The sequence below is a fragment of the Streptomyces sp. NPDC002896 genome, assembly GCF_040295225.1.
Taxonomy (GTDB): Bacteria; Actinomycetota; Actinomycetes; order Streptomycetales; family Streptomycetaceae; genus Streptomyces.
Window position 1 is genome coordinate 421664 of the sequence record NZ_JBEOVA010000005.1, and the last position, 17918, is coordinate 439581.

General features: G+C 70.2%; 14 protein-coding genes and 1 pseudogene. 10 read left to right on the forward strand and 5 right to left on the reverse strand.

The annotated features are described in order from the left end of the window. Positions 1-97: 97 nt before the first annotated feature. Positions 98-2599, forward strand: a pseudogene (locus tag ABT009_RS11360) (FUSC family protein); the annotation flags it as partial. A gap of 568 nt (positions 2600-3167) precedes the next feature. Here ABT009_RS11360 and ABT009_RS11365 read toward each other — a convergent pair. Then, on the reverse strand, positions 3168-3704 hold the full coding sequence (locus ABT009_RS11365; RefSeq protein WP_351292196.1) for a hypothetical protein: 537 nt from the start codon (positions 3702-3704) through the stop codon (positions 3168-3170). A gap of 515 nt (positions 3705-4219) precedes the next feature. On the opposite strand from ABT009_RS11365, the gene ABT009_RS11370 reads away from it, so the two are divergent. Then, positions 4220-4441 (forward strand): DUF397 domain-containing protein, encoded by a 222-nt coding sequence (locus ABT009_RS11370; RefSeq protein WP_351292198.1) that lies wholly within the window; start codon positions 4220-4222, stop codon positions 4439-4441. 70 nt (positions 4442-4511) lie between these two features. Here ABT009_RS11370 and ABT009_RS11375 read toward each other — a convergent pair whose 3' ends face one another. Next, positions 4512-5003, reverse strand: a complete 492-nt coding sequence (locus tag ABT009_RS11375) for an ATP-binding protein (protein ID WP_351292027.1) — start codon at positions 5001-5003, stop codon at positions 4512-4514. 262 nt (positions 5004-5265) lie between these two features. Between ABT009_RS11375 and ABT009_RS11380 the strand changes: the two genes are divergently transcribed. The 4 genes from ABT009_RS11380 to ABT009_RS11395 all read left to right on the forward strand — a co-directional run bounded on the left by ABT009_RS11380 (position 5266) and on the right by ABT009_RS11395 (position 8996). Continuing rightward, positions 5266-6162, forward strand: a complete 897-nt coding sequence (locus ABT009_RS11380) for a Sco1979 family transcriptional regulator (protein WP_502989847.1) — start codon at positions 5266-5268, stop codon at positions 6160-6162. Between the two features lie 54 nt (positions 6163-6216). Then, positions 6217-7674 carry an aldehyde dehydrogenase family protein gene (locus tag ABT009_RS11385; RefSeq protein ID WP_351292029.1) on the forward strand — a complete coding sequence of 486 codons (1458 nt, stop codon included), beginning with the start codon at positions 6217-6219 and terminating at the stop codon, positions 7672-7674. Between the two features lie 106 nt (positions 7675-7780). Then, positions 7781-8329 (forward strand): DinB family protein, encoded by a 549-nt coding sequence (locus tag ABT009_RS11390; protein ID WP_351292031.1) that lies wholly within the window; start codon positions 7781-7783, stop codon positions 8327-8329. Between the two features lie 25 nt (positions 8330-8354). Next, a complete protein-coding gene (locus ABT009_RS11395; protein WP_351292033.1) occupies positions 8355-8996 on the forward strand; it encodes a PadR family transcriptional regulator in 642 nt (213 codons plus the stop codon). 39 nt (positions 8997-9035) lie between these two features. Here ABT009_RS11395 and gad read toward each other — a convergent pair whose 3' ends face one another. Further along, a complete protein-coding gene (gene gad, locus ABT009_RS11400; RefSeq protein ID WP_351292035.1) occupies positions 9036-10445 on the reverse strand; it encodes a glutamate decarboxylase in 1410 nt (469 codons plus the stop codon). A 196-nt stretch (positions 10446-10641) separates the two neighbouring features. Between gad and ABT009_RS11405 the strand changes: the two genes are divergently transcribed. Next, on the forward strand, positions 10642-11403 hold the full coding sequence (locus tag ABT009_RS11405; protein WP_351292037.1) for a MerR family transcriptional regulator: 762 nt from the start codon (positions 10642-10644) through the stop codon (positions 11401-11403). A gap of 201 nt (positions 11404-11604) precedes the next feature. Beyond that, on the forward strand, positions 11605-12306 hold the full coding sequence (locus tag ABT009_RS11410) for a DedA family protein (RefSeq protein WP_351292039.1): 702 nt from the start codon (positions 11605-11607) through the stop codon (positions 12304-12306). Positions 12307-12420: 114 nt separating this feature from the next. On the opposite strand, the gene ABT009_RS11415 is transcribed toward ABT009_RS11410, so the two are convergent. Together ABT009_RS11415 and ABT009_RS11420 are read right to left on the reverse strand one after the other, a co-directional pair. Beyond that, positions 12421-14073 (reverse strand): threonine/serine exporter family protein, encoded by a 1653-nt coding sequence (locus ABT009_RS11415; protein ID WP_351292041.1) that lies wholly within the window; start codon positions 14071-14073, stop codon positions 12421-12423. A gap of 164 nt (positions 14074-14237) precedes the next feature. After that, positions 14238-14729: an inorganic diphosphatase gene (locus ABT009_RS11420; protein WP_053746895.1), complete on the reverse strand. Its 492-nt coding sequence runs from the start codon at positions 14727-14729 to the stop codon at positions 14238-14240. Positions 14730-14938: 209 nt separating this feature from the next. On the opposite strand from ABT009_RS11420, the gene dacB reads away from it, so the two are divergent. Continuing rightward, complete coding sequence (gene dacB, locus ABT009_RS11425; RefSeq protein WP_502989848.1) at positions 14939-16480, forward strand: D-alanyl-D-alanine carboxypeptidase/D-alanyl-D-alanine endopeptidase; 1542 nt, start codon at positions 14939-14941, stop codon at positions 16478-16480. 145 nt (positions 16481-16625) lie between these two features. Continuing rightward, on the forward strand, positions 16626-17750 hold the full coding sequence (locus ABT009_RS11430; RefSeq protein WP_351292043.1) for an Rv3626c family coenzyme F420 biosynthesis-associated protein: 1125 nt from the start codon (positions 16626-16628) through the stop codon (positions 17748-17750). Positions 17751-17918 lie beyond the last annotated feature (168 nt).

Sequence of the window (17918 nt, forward strand, 5' to 3'; positions counted from 1 at the left end):
TCCGCGAGTCTCGCAGCAGGCACTGACAATCCCCGTCGGCGCCGTCCGTCCCCCTCTGGACCCGCGGATGTCCAGGACCCTCCCTTACGCTGGCGGAATGAGCTGGCTCCGGGCGCTGACGGAGACCGCCCGTGCGGGGCTGAAGATCGAACGGACGCGTCTCGAACCCCTTGTCGCGCTCCGCGGCGCCGCCGGGCTCGCGATCGTGATCGCGGTGAGCGTGTGGGCCGTCGGGCCCGTCGCCGCTGTGAGCTCAGCGTTCGGTGCGTTCCAGGCAGCCATCGCCACGTTCCAGCGCAGCTGGCGCCCGCGCCCCGAACTCGCCCTCGCCTCCGGGACGAGCCTCGCCGTCACCACGTTCCTCGGCTACCTCACCATCTCCCGTCCGGTCCTGTTCCTGGCCCTGCTCGCCCTGTGGGCCTTCCTCGCTGGGCTGACCTGGGCCGCGGGCCCGACCATCGGCCTTATCGCCTCGTCGAACGTCGCGATGATGCTGGTCACCGTCACGCTTCCGACATCGGTCGCCCAGGCTGCGGGCCACGGCCTGATCATGATCATCGGAGGCATGGTGCAGGCGGCTCTGATCGTGCTGTTCCCGATACGGAGATGGGGCGCCCACCGCGACGCGCTCGCCGACGCACTGGCCGGCGAGGCCGACTACGCCCGGCGGCTCCGCCACGACCCGGTCGCGCCGTTCGACCCGGAACCGCTGATGGAGGCCCGCAACGCGGCCGCCGTCACCCGCCGCCAGGCCCGCACCCGCCCCGCCGAGCTGCACGGGACCCGCGGCCTCGCGGAACGCATCCGTCCGGTGCTCGCGTCCCTCGCCGACCCGGCGGTCGGCGTCCCCGAGGAGGGCCCCGAACGGGCCCGGGTACGCGAACTGCTCGGCGCCTCGGGCGCGATCCTGGACGCCGCGGCCCACGCCATCCGGCACGGCGAACCCGTCGACCTCCCGCCCGCCGCGGCCGCCGCCTTCAGGACCCCGGACACGTCCGCCATCCTCTCGGGCCCCGCCAAGCGCGCCGCCACCCGGCTGGCGGCGCTCCTGGAAGACGTGGTCGAAACAGCAGGCGCGTCCCGCACCCCCGTGTCCCTGGCGGCGCCGCCGGACATGGCGGGCGCCGCACCTCCCGACGCGGGGGCCGCCGCAGCCCCGGACGCGGGCGAAGGGACCTCGGGGGCGTGGACGGAGTCGCAGGGACTGGGGACGTCTGGTGCTGCTGAGGGCTCGGCGGGTGCGGCGGCTATGGCGAGTTCCGACGGCGCGCAGGCCGCTTCCGGGGCGCGGATGGCGTCGGCGGAACCGGGAGCGTCCGATTCGGCAACGGCTCCGGCGACCCGCGCCGCTCCGGTCCCGGCTTCCCCGGCGGTCGGCGCTCCGCCGGGTCCAGGCCCGCAACATCACGGCGCCCGTCCCGCCGCCGCGGGTCCCGAAGACACCGGCACCGAAGGCACCGATACCGAAGGCACCGATACCGAAGTCACCGTCATCAAAGACGCCGACCCAGAAGGCGCCAGAGCCGAACGCGCCCACCCCGACGGCACCCACTCCGACACCCGCCCGATCGTCCTCGTCCGGCCCACCCTCCTCGGCCTCGTCCCGGAGGCCGTGAAGTCCGTGCGCAAGGAGATCCGCCGCGGCTCCCCGGTGCTGCGCCACGCGCTGCGCGTGACCGTGGTGGCCTGCGTCGGCTATCTGATCGGTGAGGCGCTGCCGCTCGGCCACGGCTACTGGGCCCCTCTGACGTCCGTCATGATCATGCGCCCGGACTTCTCGCAGACGTACTCCCGAGCGGTCGGCCGTCTTGCCGGGACCCTCGTCGGCGTCGCCGTGGCCACGGCGATCGTGCAGCTCACGGACCTGGGGCCGTATCTCTCGGGCGCACTCGCCGTCGTCTGCGCAGGCCTGATGTACCTGCTGATGCGCAGCGGCCAGGTCGCAGCGCAGGCGTGCGTCGCCGCGTACGTCGTCTTCCTGCTCGGCATGGGTGGCGAGGAGTGGACCCAGACGGTGCCCGAGCGCGTGCTGCTGACCCTCATCGGCGGAATCCTGGCGATGCTCTCGTACGCCGTCTATCCGGCCTGGGAGACCCCGCGGCTGCGCACGCGGCTCGCCGACTGGCTGCTGCAGAACGGCCGCTATGCCGCCGCGGTCGTCGGCAGCTACGCCGCCCCCGCGGGCCGCACCTCCTCGGACGTACGGGAGGCCCTGCTTGCGGCCCGCGATGCCCGTATCGGCTGGCATCAGGCCTCCGCGCGGGCCAGAACCGAACCGGTACGCCACCGCGGGCTGTCCCGCGCGGCGGCCGACGACGCCGCGGAGGCCCTGGCCCAGATGGCGCGCGTCGCGATGCTGATGGAGGCCCACCTCCCCGAACGCGGCACTACGCCCGTGCCCGCCGCCGCCCGTCTCGCCGAGGCCCTGCGCACGTCGACGGAGCAGGGCGCCAAGGCGGTACGCGAACGCCGCGTACCCAAGTGGGACGCCGTCCGTGCCGTGCTCGACGAGTGGGACGGGGAGGGCGTCCCCGACCGGGTCGTACGCAGGGGAGCCGGCCTGCTCCTGGGGACCCTCGACGAACTCTCCGACGCCCTCGACACGTCCGCGCCCCCCATGTCGCTCGACGGGACGGGCACGAGGGCCACGGGGACAGAGGGGACAGCGGGGACAGAAGCGGACACCGGGATCGGTACGGGCGGCGGGTCCCGCGGGCCCGGGATTGCAGACGGGCCGCGGAACCCGGAAGGCCCCGCAGCGCGCTGAGGCTCCCGGTCCGCCTGTGGCTTCGCCCCGCCTGAGGTTTTCGGCTGCCGCGAGGGGTCCGGGAATGAGGACGGGCCGCGGAACCCCGAGGGCCCCGCAGCCTGCTGAGGCTTCCGGTCCGCCTGAGGTTTTCGGCCGCCGGTGCGACTCGGTGCCACACGAGTCCGGTCTGCCCGCCGCTCGGGAGCGCCGCGAGCGGTCGGGGCGGCTGGGCGGCTGATGGGGTGTCGCGGAAGCCTTCGGGACGAGAGCGACGCCGTCGGGCGCCGGGGAGCCGCCGGGCGCCGGGAGCGACGCCGATGGGCGTCGGCGATGCCGTCAGGACGCCGGGTGCGATGCCATCGGGCGCCGACGGGCGTCGCGACGCCGGGAGCGACGTCGCCGGGCGTCGGCGATGCCGTCAGGACCCCGGGAGCGATGCCGTCGGCAGTCCCGTCGGCAGCTTCCCGCCCTCGGCCTTCTGGTAGGTCTCCTCTCCGAGGCCCTCCCAGTCGACCTTCAGCGTCGTGTCGCTGACGGAATCGACCATGCCCTCGCTGCGGTCGTTGCCGCCGCCCCTGCACTTGAGCGCGATCATCTGCATGCCCGCCTGCTCCCCGGCCGTGCCGTGGCACACGGTCCCGCCGGTCACGAAGAGGCCCGCCTGCTTGCCGTCGATCACCAGTACGACGGCCTTGCCGCCGGTGGTGGCCAGCCAGCTGCCCTCCAGACTCCCGCCGGACGCCCCCGAACCGCCACCGCTGCTGCCGCCGGAGTCCGGTGACGCGGACGCGGACGCGGAGGAGCCGCTGTCCGAGCTCTTGTCCGTGCCGCCGTCGTCACCTCCGCCGCTGCTGCAACCGGTCAGAACGAGCGCTGCCGCGACTCCGGCCGCGGCTGCGGCGACCCGCACCCGAGGCCGCCCGAGCGCGGCGGACGCAGTAGAGGCGGCGGTGATCACTGGTCTCCCCCTGTGGCACTGGTACGGCAGCGGTATGGCACTGGTGTTTGCTCAGCAGACCGCAGCAAGCTACCAGGGACCGCCGCGGCCGCTACCAGGACGACTTGCGCACCTCCGGCAGGAATCCGGCATGCGCCTGCTCGCGCAGGTTCCCCTGCTCGGGCGAAGCCGAGAGCTTGGGGGAGGGTGGGCACAACCCACGGCGTACGGTGCCGCGCGTACGGCCTGGGCACACCTTCGCGCGGCGCACCCGAACGCCCCGCGGAACAAGAAGCCCCCCACACACGTCTCTACGGTGTACGGGACGCGCAGGCCGGGGGCGGAAGCCCCCGTTCCCGCATGCAATGTGGACAAGAGGGCAGACGCGCCGCAGCTGTAACCGTAAGACCACCCGTCGTGCACGTGCATCTGCCCATGCATCGGCACGTGAACAGAGCTATGATCCCGAACAGTTGACCGCTGTCATCAGCCCAGCCACACGGGAGCGATCTGTGCACGACGTGTACAACGGCATGGCGGCCACAGAGCTTCACGGGGTGGCCTGGCAGAAGAGCCGGCACAGCAACTCACAGGGATCATGCGTGGAGTTTGCGAAACTGCCGGGCGGCGACGTCGCCGTACGCAACTCGCGGTTCCCCGACGGCCCCGCGCTCATCTACACGCGCGCAGAGATAGAGGCAATGCTGCTGGGGATCAAGGATGGCGAGTTCGACCATCTGATTGGGGGCAACTGACCGCAATCAGCGAGCAACTGTTCGTAACGACGCGCGTAGACAAACGACAAGCGAAAACCGTCGGGCAGAACTAGTCGGTCGGCAGGCGGAACAGCGCCCAGACCACCTTGCCGTTCAGCGCGCCGGCGAGCGGATGCCAGCCCCAGCTGTCGGCGAACGACTCCACCAGCAGCAGGCCGCGCCCCGACTCGGCGGCGCAGTCCTCCTCCGTCTCGCGAGCGACGGGGTTCTGGCGGCTGGGATCGCGCACCGCGCACACCAGGCGCGAGGTCCAGTGCATGAGGTGCAGCCGCACGGGCGCCTCTTCGTCCCGCGGGGTGTCCGATGGCAGTGCGTGCCGCAGCGCGTTGGTGACGAGTTCGGAGACGACCAGTGCGACGTCGTCGAATCTTTCCGACAGGTTCCACTGGGTGAGTGTTCGACCGGTGAACTGCCGCGCCTCGCGCACCGCTTCGTAGCGGGCGGGCAACGCGCAGGACGCTGCAGTGGAGACGGCTGCGGGGTCTATCGGGGGAAGCCCCTGCCTTAACGGCTCGAGCATGGTCGATCCATTCATCCCCATGCGAGGCACTCCCGGGATTCGCGGTCGCGGCGATACTGCGGTGGTGCGAGACCATGGTTCCGAATGCGTTCGGCAGATGCAAGGGCAGATGCACGTGCACGCGCCGGAGTTGAGCGTTCTGGTACCGCTTCTTACGGATTTCTTCCTCCGTCTACTTCTGTCACTCCTCGAAAGGCTTTCCATTTCTGTAACCGGACGAGTACGGGCTGGTGCGTTTTAGTGGCAGACTTCGGCCTCTGGAGACGTTGGGAAGGGTGACGAAGTGACCGCAGGCGAGTCATGGGGGTCCCCCCAGGCGTTGAGTCCTGGGGGAGGCTCCGTGGTGCGGCGCATCCTCCTGGGTTCACAGCTCAGGCGGCTGCGGGAAGCGCGCGGCGTCACGCGCGAGAAGGCCGGTTATTCGATCCGTGCGTCCGAATCGAAGATCAGCCGCATGGAGTTGGGGCGCGTGAGCTTCAAGGCGAGGGACGTGGAGGATCTGCTGACGCTGTACGGCGTCACGGACGAGGCCGAGCGCGGTGCGCTGCTCTCCCTGGCGAAGGAGGCCAACGTCGCGGGCTGGTGGCACAGTTACTCGGACGTGCTCCCCGGCTGGTTCCAGACATACGTGGGACTTGAAGGTGCCGCATCCCTCATCCGTGTCTACGAGGTCCAGTTCGTGCACGGCCTGCTGCAGACCGAGGCGTATGCGCACGCGGTCGTCGAGCGCGGTATGGGGGAGGGGGCGAGCCCGGCCGACATCGAGCGGCGCGTCGCGCTGCGCCTGGAGCGCCAGAAACTGCTCGTCTCCGAACGCGCCCCGGACTTCCACGTCGTACTGGACGAGGCTGCCCTGCGCCGGCCCTACGGGAACAGGGACATCATGCGCGGGCAGCTCCAGCATCTGATCGAGGTGTCCGAGCGGCCGAACGTCAAGCTCCAGGTGATGCCCTTCAGCTTCGGCGGGCACTCCGGCGAGAGCGGTGCCTTCACCGTGCTCAGCTTCCCCGAGTCCGATCTGTCCGACGTCGTCTATCTCGAACAACTCACCAGCGCGCTGTACCTGGACAAGCGGGAAGACGTCACACAGTACGCAAAAGCCATGGACCGGCTGCAGGGCGAGAGTCCGGATCCGGCCCAATCGCGGGACGTTCTCCGAGGGCTACTCCAACTCATATAAGACACAAGTACGATGACGTCTCATCAGGCGTCGCCTCTCGCAGTTGGGGATCGCATGTCCTTCTTCACCGACCTGGCCCACCAGTACATCGACGGCGAGTGGCGGACCGGCAGCGGCTCGTGGGACATCATCGACTTCAATCCGTACAACGGTGAGAAGCTCGCCGCGCTGACGGTCGCGACCGTTTCCGAGGTCGACGAGGCCTTCCGCGCCGCGGCGCGGGCCCAGAAGTCCTGGGAGCAGGCGGGCCCCTACGACAGACGGCAGGTGCTGGAGCGGGCGCTGCGGATCACCGAGGCCCGTGAGGACGAGATCGTCGAGGCCATCGTCGAGGAGCTCGGCGGGACCTGGACCAAGGCGCGGTACGAGGTGCATCTCGCCAAGGAGTTCATCCGCGAGGCGGTGCACATCTCGATGTGGCCCGAGGCGCAGATCGTGCCCTCGCCCATCCCCGGCAAGGAGAGCCGCGTCTTCCGGCAGCCCGCCGGTGTCGTGACGGTGATCAGCCCCTTCAACTTCCCGTTCCTGATCACGCTCAAGTCGGTCGCGCCCGCGCTGGCACTGGGCAACGCCGTCGTCGTCAAGCCCAACCAGAACACGCCCGTCGTCGGCGGCGGGCTCATCGCGCGGATCTTCGAGGACGCGGGCCTGCCGGCCGGGCTGCTGAACGTCATCGTCACCGACATAGCCGAGATCGGCGACGCCCTCATCGAGCATCCGCTCGCGAAGGTCATCTCGTTCGCCGGCTCTGACCGCGTGGGGCGGCACATCGCCTCCGTGGCGGCCGGCCATCTCAAGCGCGCCGTCCTGCAGATGAGCGGGAACAGCGCGCTGGTGGTCCTCGACGACGCGGATATCGACTACGCCGTGGATGCCGCGGTCTTCAGTCGGTACGTGTACCAGGGGCAGGTCTGCATGGCCGCCAACCGCATCCTGGTCGACCGCTCCGTTGAGCAGGAGTTCACGGAGAAGTTCACCGCCCGGGTCAAGGCGCTGAAGACCGGCGACCCGCGCGATCCCGACACCCATATCGGCCCGCTCATCAACGCCTTCCAGGCGGACGCGCTCACCACCCTGGTCGACCAGGCGCTCGCCGACGGCGCCACGGCGCTCGTACGCGGGCGGACCATGGGCAACCTGGTGGAGCCGACCGTCCTCACCGGCCTGCCGGCGGACTCGCCCGTGCTGCGGCAGGAGATCTTCGGCCCGGTGGCCCTCCTCGTCCCGTTCGACGGCGAGGAGGAGGCGATACGTATCGCCAACGACACGCCGTACGGGCTCAGCGGCGCCGTGCACGCCGCCGACATCGAGCGTGCGGTGCGCTTCGCACGCCGCATCGAGAGCGGCATGGTGCACGTCAACGACGGCACGGTGCACGACGATCCGCTGGTCGCCTTCGGAGGCGAGAAGGACTCGGGCCTCGGGCGGCTGAACGGCGAGTCCACGGTGGACGCCTTCACCACGAAGAGGTGGATCTCGGTGCAGCACGGGCGGAGCGAGTTCCCGCTCTGAGTTTCCCGCGGCTCCGCCGCGCAGTTGCGGACCGAACCTGACCGCAAGGGTTCCTAACGTCGTACGTACCGAAAGCGGCAACGCACCGACGAAAGGCAGCCCGATCATGGTCACTCACGTTTCCGCAGAGGCACATGGCGACGAGCGCGGAGCGTTGCTCGGCTTCCTGGAGGAGGCGCGCGGCGGCATCCGGCGGGCGCTGCTCGGCCTGACCGAGGAGCAGGCGGCGAAGAAACCCAGCGCGAGCGAGCTGTCGCTATCCGGGCTGCTCAAGCACGTGGCCGAGGTCGAGCAGGGCTGGGTGGCCCGGGCCAAGGGCGAGGAGCCGCCGGTCAGGCGGACCGAGGAGAACTGGCACGAGTGCTTCCAGCTCATCGGCGAGGAGACCGTCGAGCAGCAGCTCGCGCACTGGGCGGAGATCGCCGGGCAGACCGAGGAGTTCATCCGCGCGGTGCCCAGCCTGAACGACACCTTCGCGCTGCCGGACCAGCCGTGGTTCCCCAAGGAGCGCGTCTCGATGCGCTGGCTGCTGCTCCGGCTGATCAGCGAGATGGACCGGCATGCCGGGCACGCCGACATCATCCGTGAGTCGCTCGACGGCAGGACGGCCTTCGAGCTGGTGGCCATGGAGCAGGGCTACGCTGGTCAAAGTTGACCAGCATGCAGGTGAGGGGCGTGGGATGTCGGCGATCCGGTTGCTGGTGCTCGGTGCGGTCCGCCAGCACGGACGGGCCCATGGGTACCAGGTGCGCAACGACCTCGAGTACTGGGGCGCCCACGAGTGGTCGAACGCCAAGCCGGGTTCGATCTACCACGCCCTCAAGCAGATGGCCAAGCAGGGCCTGCTGCACGCCCACGAGATCGCGCCCTCCACGGCCGGCGGCCCGCCGCGCACCGAGTACGAGGTCACCGACAAGGGCAACCAGGAGTACTTCAAGCTGCTGCGCGAGTCCCTGACGGCGTACGACCAGAAGCCGGACGTCCTGTCGGCCGCTCTCGGGTGCATGGTCGACCTGGAACGCGAGGAGGCGCTCGAACTCCTCGAGGAGCGGGTGCGCGGCATAGGGGAGTGGCGCGCGGCCGTCACCGAGTACTACACCCCGGCGGACGGGCCCGAACAGCTAGGCCACATCGGCGAGATCATGAACTTCTGGGTGTACTCGGCGGACCGCGGAGCCGAGTGGACACGGGGCCTGATCGACCGCATCAAGGGCGGGGCGTACACGTTCGCGGGCGAGGGCGAGCCGTTCGTGGGGGTGCTGGCGGAGGGGGAGAAGAACCCGTACGCGACCGGGGTGCCGCACAGGGGCGACCAGGAGTAACCGATGGGTGGCTTGAGGCCGGTCCGCTGACCGGCGGCCTCAGTGGTGGAACGCGATGGCCGCCTCCCGGTCGTGCGTCAACGGGTGCGGCTGGCACCGCAGTTCCGGCAGGAGCCGCTCCAGATCCTCCACCAGGAGCGTCGCGAGGTCCGACGAGAAGCCGTTGCGCACCACGATCCGCAGCACGGAGAGGTCCTCCCGCTTGGCGGGGAAGGTGTAGGCGGGCACCAGCCAGCCGTGCTCGCGCAGCCGCCGGGACACGTCGAAGACGTCGTACGCGGTGACGTCCGGCGCCGTCGTGAACGCGAACACGGGCAGCTGGTCGCCGCGGGTGAGCAGTTGGAAGTCGCCCAGGGCCTGGATACGTTCGGCGAGGGACCGGGCGACGTCCCGGGCGGTCTGCTGGACGGCCCGGTATCCCTCGCGGCCGAGCCGGAGCAGTGTGTAGTACTGCGCGACGACCTGGGCGCCGGGCCGGGAGAAGTTCAGGGCGAAGGTGGGCATGTCGCCGCCCAGATAGTTGACCCGGAAGACCAGCTCCTCGGGCAGCTCGGCGTCCGACCGCCACAGCGCCCAGCCGACACCCGGATAGACGAGCCCGTACTTGTGGCCCGACGTGTTGATGGACGACACCCGCGGCAGCCGGAAGTCCCAGACCAGGTCGGTGTCGAGGAACGGTGCGAACATTGCGCCCGATGCGCCGTCGACATGCACGGGGATGTCCAGGCCGGTGCGCTCCTGCAGACCGTCCAGGGCCGCGCAGAGCTCCGCCACGGGTTCGTACGATCCGTCGAAGGTGGAGCCCAGGACGGCGACCACGCCGATGGTGTTCTCGTCGCACAGCTCCGTGGCGGCCTGGGGGTCGAGGTGGTAGCGGTTGCCCTCCATGGGCACCGTCCGGGGCTCGACCTCCCAGAAGGTGCAGAACTTGCCCCAGCACACCTGCACGTTGATGCCCATGACGAGGTTCGGCCGGGCCTCCCGGGACGGATAGCGGTCGGCGTTGCGGTTCGCCCAGCGGCGTTTGAGCGCCATACCGGCGAGCATGCAGGCCTCGCTCGAGCCGGTGGTCGAACAGCCGATGGCAGCGGACGGGTCGGGCGCGTTCCACAGATCGGCGAGCATCGCCACACAGCGCCGCTCCAGCTCGGCCGTGCGCGGATACTCGTCCTTGTCGATCATGTTCTTGTCCCGGCACTCGCCCATCAGCGCCCCGGCCTGCGGCTCCATCCAGGTGGTGACGAAGGTGGCCAGGTTGAGCCGGGAGTTGCCGTCGAGCATCAGCTCGTCATGCACGAGCTGGTACGCGGTGTCGGGTGGCATCGGCCCGTCGGGGAGCCGGTGCGTGGGCGGGGCCAGCTCCCTGCCGCCGACCGGATTCGCCTCGCCGAAGAAGGGGTTGACGGACAGCGGTCGCTCGTCGGGCCTCGTGCCTTTGTGGAGGGGCATGGCTCTCCTCGCGGTGGGATGGTGCCCCCATCGCGAGGTTACGTAGGTATCGGGCGTGGCGCTCGGTGGGAGGTGCCGACGGGCCGGCAGTCGAGCCCGCGGTTCAGTCGTCGAGCCGAGGATGCGGCTTCGGGCTTGCACCTCACGTCGCGTGAGGACCCATCGTGGCGTGCGTACCGAGAAAGGAGCGGGAGCCGTGAGCTACTCCGTGGGACAGGTGGCCGCGTTCGCGAAGATCACCGTGCGCACCCTGCACCACTACGACGAGATCGGGCTGCTCGTACCGAGCGAGCGCAGCCATGCCGGCCACCGCCGGTACGGCGACGCGGACCTCGACCGGCTGCAGCAGATCCTCTTCTACCGGGAGCTCGGCTTTCCGCTCGACGAGGTCGCGGCCCTGCTCGACGACCCGGGCGCGGATCCGCGCGAGCACCTGCGGCGCCAGCACGAGCTGCTGACCGCCCGGATCGCCGAGCTGCAGAAGATGGCCGAGGCCGTGGAACACGCCATGGAGGCGAGGAAGTTGGGTATCAATCTCACGCCCGAAGAGAAGTTCGAGGTCTTCGGGGACAAGGACCCGGAGGCGTACGCGGAGGAGGCGGAGGCGCGCTGGGGTGGCACGGAGACGTACGCCGAATCCCAGCGGCGTGCCGCCCGCTACACGAAGGCCGACTGGAAGCGGATGCAGGACGAGGTCGCCGACTGGGCCGCGCGCTACGACGCCTTGATGGCGGAAGGGGAGCCGGCGTCGGGCGAGCGGGCCATGGACATGGCCGAGGAGCACCGGCAGCACATCACCAAGTGGTTCTACGAGTGCACCCTCGAGATCCACCAGGGTCTCGGCGAGATGTATGTCTCGGACGAGAGGTTCCGGGAGTTCTACGACTCCATGCGGCCGGGACTTGCCGTCCATCTGCGTGACGCGATCGTGGCCAACGTCACACGACGCCAGGCCTGACCTGGACGGATCAGGATCAGCGCCCGGGCACCGGACCGCTAGGGGACGAATGCGGCTGGGGCAGCCACAGGTTTGCCCCAGTTCGCGCACAGTGCATCCTGAGGAGGCCGGGGGAACCTGGCAGTGTCACCTTGCGTTGGTAACTTTGTGCGGCCAGGACCGCCCCTTTGCCCCTTCATGACCCCTCAGGAGCCCGGAACCGTGATGACGCTTGCGCTCGGACCAAGCTGGCTGGATCCGGACTACCTGCTCAACACCTTCGGCATCTGGGGCCTACTCCTCATCGTCTTCGCCGAGTCCGGCCTGCTCATCGGCTTCTTCCTGCCGGGCGACTCGCTGCTGTTCACCACCGGTCTGCTGATCACGTCCAAGCAGCTGGACTTCCCGCTGTGGGGGGCCATCGGCCTGATCTGCCTCGCCGCGATCCTCGGCGACCAGGCGGGCTACATGTTCGGCAAGAAGGTCGGCCCCGCGCTCTTCACCCGCCCGGACTCCCGCCTCTTCAAGCAGGAGAACGTGGTCAAGGCCCACGAGTTCTTCGAGAAGTACGGCCCCAAGTCCCTGGTCCTGGCCCGCTTCGTGCCCATCGTGCGCACGTTCACGCCGATCATCGCCGGCGTCAGCGGCATGCGGTACCGCTCGTTCCTCATCTTCAACGTCATCGGCGGCGTGCTCTGGGGCGCCGGCGTCACGCTGCTCGGCTCCTGGCTCGGCAACATCGACTTCGTCCACAAGAACATCGAGGCGATCCTGATCCTGATCGTCCTCATCTCGGTGGTCCCGATCATCATCGAGTTCCTGCGCGCTCGCGGCAAGGCCAAGAGGAGCGCCGCGGCGGACGCCGGGTCCGGCCGGGACGCGGTGGCTCCGACGGCCCAGCGCGGCCGCCACGCCAAGCGCTGACGCGCCTTTTTGCGCCTAAGCCGGCGCCGCTCTCGCGGACGTGGTTGCTCGCCGCCGTGGTTCCTCAATGGGTGGTTGATGTGATCCTGGGATCTCTGATGTGACCCCGGGGTCTCAGAAACCTCTGGTCCGCTTGGCCGCGCGGCGGCCCGCCGCCGTCGCGCCTGGCACCCGCAGGAACAGCCGGGAGATCTCCGACCCCAGGTTCACGCCGATTGCGATGGCCATCGCCAGCGCGGCCGCCTTGGTGAGCGAGACCATGCCCTTGTCGACGTTGTTCTGAGCGATCGCCAGCAGCCCGAAGTACGTGGCGGAACCGGGCAGCAGCGGCCCGATCGCGGCCGTGGTGTACGGCAGCGCGGACGCGAACCGGTAACGCGACAGGAGCTGGCCGAAGAGGCCCACCAGGCCCGCCGCGATCGCCGTCGACGCGACCGGCGAGAGGCCGCCCGCGTAGTGCAGCGCGCCGTAGACCACCCAGGCCACGCCGCCGTTCAGCGTCACCAGCAGCACGGTGGACCGTTCCTGCTGGAGCAGCACCGCGAAGGCCAGCGACAGCACCATCGACGCGGCGATCTGCCACACAGGCCGCTCGACGGTCAGCAGCGCCGCGTCCGGATTGAGCTTGGCGCCGAACTTCACGCCGAAGTAGAGCACCACCAGGACACCGGTGACGATGCCGACGAACAGGTACAGAACCTCCAGCAGCCGCGCGGACGCGGTGATGTAGTAGCCGGTCAGCCCGTCCTGCACGCCCGCAACGAGGGCGCGCCCCGGCAGCAGTGCGAAGAGCCCACCGGTGACCACCGCGGAGGCCGGTGCGGGGACGTGTGCGAGGGTCAGCGCGATGCCGATCGCGGCTGGCGGCATGGCGGCCACCACGAACTGGTAGAACTCCGGCAGCCCGCGCCCCGCGCACAGCCAGGCGAGCCGGTCGCCCAGCATCGCGCCGAGTGCCGCCGCCACGAACACGATGAAGCCGCCGCCGACCAGAACCGACGCGGCACCCGCGAGAAGCCCGCCGGCCGCGGTCAGCACCCAGCCCGGATAGGGGTGCCGGTTGCGGCGGATCTCCGCGAGGCGCCTGTAGGCCTCCTCCAGGGAGATCTCGGTCTCAGGGTCGCTGATGTCGTCGACCAGCTGGAAGACGGCCGCGAGCCGCGTGTAGTCGGTGCCCCGGCGGCGGACGATCCGCGACGCCGTCACCGGGTCGTCCACCAGCGAGGGCTGGTGCGTGATCGACAGCTGGGTGAACGTGACGGTCGGCTCGCACCGGTCCAGGCCGTAACTGCGGCAGACGGCGAACATCGCCGCCTCCACGTCCTCGGCGCCCTCACCGCCCGCGAGCAGCAGTTCGCCGATACGCAGGGTCAGGTCCAGCACACGCGGAACGGCCGGCCCGGAATCGTCGTCGTGCTTCTGCACGGGCTCCGGCGCCGGACGCTCGGCCACCGGCATGCGCAGCATCGTGCGCATCCGGTCCTGCCAAGGGGCCTCCTTGGTCAGCCTGACCATGGGGATGCCCGACGGCGGCGTGAACGTGGGGATGCTGTGCCGGGCGCTGTAGGCGCTGGGTGTGCTGAACGCCGAGCCCTCCGGCTCCTGCGTGGCCGGCGCGGCCAGCCCGTCCGGGATGGCGAACTCGGACGTCGTCTGCGACTCGTCCTCGGCCGCCGGTGCCTGGGACACCACGCCGATCGGCTGTGTGAAGGCGCTCCTCGCCTCGTCCGACTGCGGCTTGCGGTCCTCCGCCTCGGGGTGAGCCACGGACTGTTGCCCTCCTTTCCTCAATTGATGGTTGCTGTGGCAATACGCCCCAGTATGCGCAGGGGGAAGTGCACCATCCGACCGGCGCGAACGCACGAACGGGCCGCGCGGTCCCGAGCGGGATCACGCGGCCCGTTCAAAAAGGCCCGTTCAAGAACCGGGGGTCAGTGACCGCCCTGCTCCTTCAAGCGCTTGTAGGAACGCTCGATCTCGGCCTCGGCGTCCGCGCGGCCCACCCAGTTGGCGCCCTCGACGGACTTGCCGGGCTCCAGGTCCTTGTAGACCTCGAAGAAGTGCTGGATCTCCAGGCGGTCGAACTCCGACACGTGGTGGATGTCACGCAGGTGCTCCACGCGCGGGTCGTGCGCCGGGACGCACAGCAGCTTGTCGTCGCCGCCCGCCTCGTCCGTCATCCGGAACATGCCGATGGCGCGGCACTGGATGAGGCAGCCGGGGAAGGTCGGCTCGTCAAGGATGACCAGCGCGTCCAGCGGGTCGCCGTCCTCGCCGAGGGTGTTCTCGACGAAGCCGTAGTCCGCCGGGTAGCTGGTCGAGGTGAAGAGCCGACGGTCCAGGCGGATCCGACCGGTCTCGTGGTCCACCTCGTACTTGTTACGCGATCCCTTCGGAATCTCGATCGTGACGTCGAACTCCACCGGTGGCTCCTCCATGATCAGCACATACATGCACATACATCGGGTGGTGCTGCATCCTCCCGGGGCCGTATGTGTCAAACGGCTCCGCCACGGGCCCCGGACACCCGGCCGGACGTGTGGCCGGGCCTGCCGTGGTGCGGTCCCGCGGCAAGACGCAGTGATTAAGTGTCCCTCACGCAGTTGTGTGATCGCGAAAGGGGCTGGTGCTCGTGCCAGAGCTGACGGCTGGGCGGTTCGCGAGGCGGTGCGGGGTTCGGTTCGCGAAACTCGCAACCTGGCAGCTCACGGCAGGCGCGGCCGTGGTCGGCCTGGCCCTCGCGGCCGGCTCGGTTGCCGCGGCCGGTCCCTGGGACTCCGGCCAGCGTACGGCGGAGCGGGACCGGGCCGCCGCACTGGAGGACGGGGGTGGCGCAGATCACGGGAACCCCGCCTCCCGCAAGGACGCCGCGGACGGGACGGGCGGGACGGACGCGCGGGCCCGGAAGACACCGGCTGCCGCCCCGAGCGCGCCTTCCGTGCTCGCGGCCCTCGGAGCGTCCACGGGCTCCGCACAGGTCCCCGAGGAGCACGCACTCGCCAAGCTGCTCGACCCGCTGCTGGACAGCGGCTCCCTGGGCCCCCAGCGCACGGCCGCCGTCGTAGACGCCGCCACAGGGAAGCAGCTGTACGGCAAGGCGGCGGGCCAGGCGCTCACGCCCGCGTCGACCACCAAGATCGCGACGGCCGTGGCGGTGCTCACCGCGGCGGGCCCGGACCACCGCATCACGACGCGGGCGGTCATCGAGCCCGGCTCCGCAAAGGACGCGAAAGTCGTGCTGGTCGGCGGCGGCGACCCGACCCTCACCGCCCGCAAGGACGCGAAGGGCAACGCGAGCCTGCGCACCCTGGCCGACGACACGGCCCGCGCGCTCAAGGCCAAGGGCGTGGACGAGATCTCCCTCGGCTACGACACGTCGCTGTACTCGGGTCCGCTGGTACACCCCATCGGCCTCAACTCGAACATCGCGCCCGTCAGCGCGCTGATGACCGACGAGGGCCGCCTCGACGACTCGGCCAGCGGTCCGGCGCCGCGCAGCGGGGACCCGGCGGCGGATGCGGCACGTACGTTCGCGAACCTGCTGCGCGACCGCGGCATCAAGACCGAGACGACCGACCCGTCCTCGGCCAAGGCGACGGACCGCGCCGAGCAACTGGCCGCGGTGCAGTCCCCCACCCTCTCCGCGCTGGTCGAGCGGATGCTGACGAACAGCGACAACGACATCGCGGAGGCGCTGTCCCGGCAGGCGGCGCTCGCGACCGACGAGCCGGCGAGCTTCGACGGCGGGGCGAAGGCGATCGGCAAGCAGCTGAAGAAGCTGAAACTCCCCCTGACCGGCGCCCAGTTCGCCGACGGCAGCGGCCTGAACCGCGCCGACCGGCTCAGCGCAAGCCTGCTGACCGCCCTCCTCGCCCGCGCTGCCGACCCCGACCACCCGGAGCTCCGCCCGGTCCTGACCGGCCTGCCGGTCGCCGGCTTCACCGGCACGCTGCGCAATCGCTACGCCGATGCCGCAGACGCCCTCGGCACCGGCCTCGTACGCGCCAAAACCGGCACCCTGACCGGCGTGAACACCCTCGCCGGCACAGTGGCCGACACAGACGGCCGCCTCCTGGTCTTCGCCTTCATGACAACAGGCACGACGGACCCGCAGACGGCCCAGTCGACCCTGGACAGAGCAGCGTCGGCACTGGCGGGCTGCGGTTGCAGTTGACGGCTACTGCTGTGCCCACCCGTTCCGCTGGGCGGAACGGGTGGGCACAGCACCACGACATACGGTGCCGTCGACCCGGAGGTCCAGCCAAGGCTGGGAGCTCCAACAACCTCCGCAGCCGGACACGCTCACGTACCGTTGACGCATGACGAGCATCGGTGGCACCGAGATGGTCGACTGGAATCTCGCGGTGGCAACCGCGACCCGGCTCGTGCGGCCGGGCCCAGAGGTGACACGCGACGAGGCCCGAGCCGTCGTCGCGGAACTTCGCCGGCATGCCAAGGCATCGGAGGAGCACGTCCGGGGCTTCACCCGGCTGGCCACGGACGAGGCCCACGACACCCCCGTGCTCGTCGTCGACCGGCCCGGCTGGGTCCGGGCCAACGTCGCCGGGTTCCGGGAGATCCTCAAGCCCCTCCTCGACAAGATGCAGCAGCGCCGCGGCGGCGGCCCGGGCGGCGCGGTCCTCGGCGCCGTCGGCGGCAAGGTCACCGGCGTCGAGCTGGGCATGCTGCTGTCCTTCCTCGCCTCGCGGGTCCTCGGCCAGTACGAGACGTTCGCCCCGGCGACGCGCGAACTCCCGGCCGGCAGCAACGGCGGCGGCAGACTGCTGCTCGTGGCGCCGAACGTCGTCCACGTGGAGCGCGAGCTCGATGTGGACCCGCACGACTTCCGGCTCTGGGTGTGCCTGCACGAGGAGACACACCGCACCCAGTTCACGGCCGTGCCCTGGCTGCGCGACCACCTCGAGGGCGAGATCCAGTCGTTCCTGGCGGAGGCGGACGTCGACCCCATGACCGTCCTCGAACGCATCAGGGAGGCCGCGCAGTCGCTGGCCGGCGGCCGTCCGGAGGGCGAGGAGGAGGACGGCGGCCACTCCCTCGTCGAGCTGGTGCAGACCCCCGCCCAGCGGGAGATCCTCGCCCGGCTGACCGCCGTGATGTCGCTCCTAGAAGGCCACGCGGACTACGTGATGGACGGCGTCGGCCCGGCTGTCGTGCCGTCCGTGGGCGAGATCCGCGAGAAGTTCCAGCAGCGCCGCGCGCGAGGCGCATCCCGCCTCGACCAGGCGCTGCGCAAGCTGCTGGGCCTCGACGCGAAGCTGCGGCAATACAAGGACGGCGAGCGGTTCGTACGGACCGTCGTCGACGAGGTCGGCATGGACGGCTTCAACCGGATCTGGACCTCCCCCAACACGCTCCCCACCAAGTCGGAGATCGCCAAACCGGCTGACTGGGTCGCCCGGGTGCACCGCAAGGCGGAGTCGTGAGCCGGGGCGTGATGAGTGGGATGCCGCGACGGCTATGAACGCCCGTAATCACCCGTCCGAGGGACCGTGAGGCTTGAGAAGGCGTGCAATGCTCGGGTAACGGCTCGGCTCTGTCACCATCGAACCACTCTGAGTGACTGAACGGCCCGTGTGAGACGGGCAGCCAGT

Coding starts and splice junctions, on each gene's coding strand:
- ABT009_RS11385 (WP_351292029.1), top strand. CDS start 6,217: ATGTCCTTCTTCACCGACCTGGCCCACCAGTACATCGACGGCGAGTGG.
- ABT009_RS11370 (WP_351292198.1), top strand. CDS start 4,220: ATGGCGGCCACAGAGCTTCACGGGGTGGCCTGGCAGAAGAGCCGGCAC.
- ABT009_RS11390 (WP_351292031.1), top strand. CDS start 7,781: ATGGTCACTCACGTTTCCGCAGAGGCACATGGCGACGAGCGCGGAGCG.
- ABT009_RS11430 (WP_351292043.1), top strand. CDS start 16,626: ATGACGAGCATCGGTGGCACCGAGATGGTCGACTGGAATCTCGCGGTG.
- ABT009_RS11375 (WP_351292027.1), bottom strand. CDS start 5,003: ATGGGGATGAATGGATCGACCATGCTCGAGCCGTTAAGGCAGGGGCTT.
- ABT009_RS11395 (WP_351292033.1), top strand. CDS start 8,355: ATGTCGGCGATCCGGTTGCTGGTGCTCGGTGCGGTCCGCCAGCACGGA.
- gad (WP_351292035.1), bottom strand. CDS start 10,445: ATGCCCCTCCACAAAGGCACGAGGCCCGACGAGCGACCGCTGTCCGTC.